General features: G+C 73.5%; 3 protein-coding genes. All 3 read left to right on the forward strand.

From position 1 onward, the window contains the following. Positions 1 to 120 precede the first annotated feature (120 nt). Positions 121 to 1,293: an adenylyltransferase/sulfurtransferase MoeZ gene (moeZ, locus tag NBW84_RS22840; RefSeq protein ID WP_250287297.1), complete on the forward strand. Its 1,173-nt coding sequence runs from the start codon at positions 121 to 123 to the stop codon at positions 1,291 to 1,293. A 272-nt stretch (positions 1,294 to 1,565) separates the two neighbouring features. Then, positions 1,566 to 1,967, forward strand: a complete 402-nt coding sequence (locus tag NBW84_RS22845) for an MGMT family protein (RefSeq protein WP_250287299.1) — start codon at positions 1,566 to 1,568, stop codon at positions 1,965 to 1,967. A gap of 345 nt (positions 1,968 to 2,312) precedes the next feature. Beyond that, on the forward strand, positions 2,313 to 3,837 hold a 1,525-nt coding region (locus tag NBW84_RS22850), incomplete at its 3' end, for an ATP-dependent helicase (protein ID WP_250287300.1).

Consider the following 3,837-nt stretch of genomic DNA (forward strand, 5'->3'; position numbering starts at 1 on the left):
GGCCTCTGTCGGTGGCCTCTGTCGGTGGATCGCCGATGATGGCATGGCGTCCCTGCGAGGATGGGGATGACAGGGTAGCCGGACGTACGGATGCCAGCGCTGTAACCGCGAGGAGAGATCGTGTCACTGCCGCCTCTGGTCGAGCCAGCGGCCGACCTGACCATCGACGAGGTCCGCCGCTACTCCCGACACCTGATCATTCCGGATGTCGCCATGGACGGCCAGAAGCGGCTGAAGAACGCGAAGGTGCTCGCCGTCGGCGCCGGCGGGCTCGGCTCGCCGACCCTGCTGTACCTGGCCGCCGCCGGGGTGGGCACGCTCGGCATCGTCGAGTTCGACACCGTGGACGAGTCCAACCTGCAGCGTCAGATCATCCACGGGCAGTCCGACGTGGGGCGGTCCAAGGCGCAGTCGGCCCGGGACGCCATCCGCGAGACCAACCCATACGTCAAGGTCGTCCTGCACGAGACCCGGCTGGACACCTCGAACGTCACGGAGATCTTCAGCCAGTACGACCTGATCGTGGACGGGACGGACAACTTCGCCACCCGCTACCTGGTCAACGACGCCAGCGTGCTGCTCGGCAAGCCGTACGTGTGGGGGTCGATCTACCGGTTCGACGGGCAGGCGAGCGTGTTCTGGGCCGAGCACGGCCCGTGCTACCGCTGCCTCTACCCGGAGCCGCCCCCGCCCGGCATGGTGCCCTCCTGCGCCGAGGGCGGCGTGCTCGGCGTGCTGTGCGCGTCGATCGGGTCGATCCAGGCCACCGAAGCGATCAAGCTCCTGACCGGGATCGGCGAGCCGCTGGTCGGGCGGCTGACGGTCTACGACGCCCTGGAGCTGAGCTACCGCACCATCAGGGTCCGCAAGGACCCGGAGTGCCGGCTGTGCGGCAAGAACCCGACCATCACCGAGCTGATCGACTACGACGCGTTCTGCGGGATTGTCTCGGACGAGGCCGAGCGGGCCGCCGCCGGCTCGACGATCCTGGCCACCGAGCTCAAGGAGTGGCTCGACCGGGGCGAGCCGATCGAACTGGTCGACGTGCGGGAACCGGCGGAGTGGGAGATCGTGCGCATCCCGGGGGCGCGCCTGATCCCCAAGGGCGAGCTGCCGGCGCACCTGTCCGAGCTGCCGCAGGACCGCCGGGTCGTCGTCTACTGCAAGAGCGGGGTGCGCTCGGCCGAGGCGCTGGCGACGCTGAAGGGGGCGGGCTTCTCCTCGGCGGTGCACGTCCAGGGCGGGGTGACCGCCTGGGCGAACCAGGTCGACAAGTCGCTGCCCGTCTACTGATCCGCCCGTCTGCTGATCCGCCCGTCTGCTGAACCGCCTCCGGGTGGTCGTGGCACGGGTTCACGACTACCCGGGCGCGGCATGAGCTGCGCGAGTTTGTCGTCGTGTACGTTTTTCGGCCCCGGATGCGTACCGGACGGCAAACTCGCGGCGGTCTTCTTTGCTGGCCGGTGCTCGTTGACGTAGGGTACCGGCCGGGTGGCTGTGCATGCGATCATGTGGATACGTATGGTTGTACGACTGTTGCTCCGGGTCGTGTCGGAGGAGGTCGGATGCCAGTGGATGCCCGCCGGGCCGGGCGGCGACATGAGCCGCCGCTGAGCGTGTCCGCGGGGCTGGCCACCCGGATCAGTGTCGGTGGCCGGCCGAGCCCGTACGCGATGACCGTCCTCGAGGCGGTCACCCGGATCCCTCGCGGCAAGGTGATGACCTACGGTGACGTCGCCGAGTACGTGGGCGCAGGCACCGGCCGGACGGTCGGCGCGGTGCTCAGCCGGCACGGGCATGACGACGACGTGCCCTGGCACCGGGTGATCCGCTCCACCGGCGAGCCGAACCCGACTGCCCCGGTCGAGGCGCTGCGGCGGCTCGTCGCCGACGGCACCGCGCTGCGTCCCGGCGGGGAGCGGGTGGACCTGGCCGTGGCCCGCTGGGACGGCCGACCAACCGGCTGACGGCACGCCCCCGCCGGCCGCGCACCCCTGCCGGCGGCGCGGCTGACGGCCTCTTGTCACCTGTCTCCTGCTGTCCGCTCCCCCTATTTTCCTTTCCATCTGCTCCATCTGCTCGTTTCCGCCTGCCCGGCCTCGTGCCTGCCCGGCCTCGTCGCCGGGACGGCGCAGGAGAAGCTCGTGGCGCGAAGCCATGGGCGACGACGCGGCGGGTGGCCGGCTGAGCGCCGCCCGCGCGGTCGGACGTCCGTCGGACACCTCCTGGCCGTACCGGCGGGTTCGTCCGGTCCCGGTGGCGGAACGGGCGTTCTGGTGCCGGCCTATCCGGGTTTGTCGGTGGGACGTGGTGTGCTCTACTCCGTGACAGTTCATCGGGACGCCGTCGGCACCACCGGGGCCGGCGCGGCTGGCGGCGCCGCCGAAACCGGCGGGGCCGGCGGCCCGGCCGCCTACCGGCTCGTACGGACCCCGACGCCGCAGGTGCCCCCGCCCGCCCTCGACGCCGACCAGCGCCGGGTGGTCGATCATGCCGGGGGACCGCTGCTCGTCCTCGCCGGGCCCGGCACCGGCAAGACGACCACGATCGTCGAGGCGGTGGCCCGGCGGGTGCGCGACGGGCTCGACCCGGCGGCGATCCTCGTGCTCACCTTCAGCCGGCGCGCCGCGCGGGAGCTGCGGGAGCGCATCACCTGGCGGCTGGGGGCCGCGGTCGGCGTCCCGCTTGCCTGGACGTTCCACGCCTGGTGCTACGCGCTGCTGCGGCTGTACCGGCCCGACCCGCTCGGCGTCCCGCCGCGGCTGCTGTCCGGCCCCGAGCAGGACGCCCAGCTGCGCGACCTGCTCGCCGGCACGCGGGAGATCGGCCGCCCCCGGTGGCCGGCGGCCCTGGCGGGCTGTCTGACCACCCGCGGGTTCGCCGAGGAGGTCCGCGCGATGCTCGCCCGCGCCCGGGAGGTCGGTCTCGACCCGGACGCGCTGGCCCGGCTGGCCCACGGCACCGGCCGGGCGGACTGGGCGGCGATGGCGACCTTCTACGCCGACTACCTCGACGCCCTCGACCACGTGGGGGCCATCGACTACCCCGAGCTGGTGCAGCGGGCGGCCCTTGTCGCCGAAAGCGACGATGTCGGGCCCGAGCTGCGTCGCCGCTACCAGGCCGTGTTCGTCGACGAGTACCAGGACACCGATCCGGCGCAGGAACGGCTGCTGCGCGCTGTCGCCGGCGGCGGCGCCGACCTCGTCGTCGTCGGCGACCCGGACCAGTCGATCTACGGCTTCCGGGGGGCGGAGGTCCGCGGCCTGCTGGAGTTCCCGGCTCGTTTCCCCCGTGCCGACGGGCGTGCGGCCGATGTCGTCACCCTGCGGCGCTGCCGGCGGCTGGGCCCGCTCGCGCTCGCGGTCAGCCGGGAGGCCGCCCGGCGCATCCCCGCCACCGGCCTGCCCGCCGAGCATCTGCGCGCCCACCGGGAGCTGGTCGCCGCCGGCCCGCCCGTCGCCGAACGGGTGGAGGCACGCACATACACGACCGCCGGCGCCCAGGCCGAGGGCATCGCGGACCTGCTGCGCCGGGAACATCTGGAGAACGGCACCCCGTGGGAGCGGATGGCGGTCCTGGTCCGCAGCGCGACCCGGTCGATGCTGCCGCTGCGCCGGATGCTCGTCGCCGGCGGGGTGCCGGTCGAGGTGGCCGGCGACGAGCTGCCACCGGCCCGCGACGGCACGGTCGCCCCGCTGCTGCTCGCCCTGCGCTGCGTCGACAGCCCGCCGGGCGAGCTGACCGCGCAGGCGGCCCACACCCTGCTGACCAGCCCGCTGGGCGGGGCCGACCCGGGCGCGCTGCGGGCGCTGGGCCGGGCGTTGCGCGCGGCTGAGC

Origin of the sequence: Protofrankia sp. CiP1_Cm_nod2 (genome assembly GCF_920664355.1) — a bacterium.
Classification (GTDB): Bacteria; Actinomycetota; Actinomycetes; order Frankiales; family Frankiaceae; genus Protofrankia.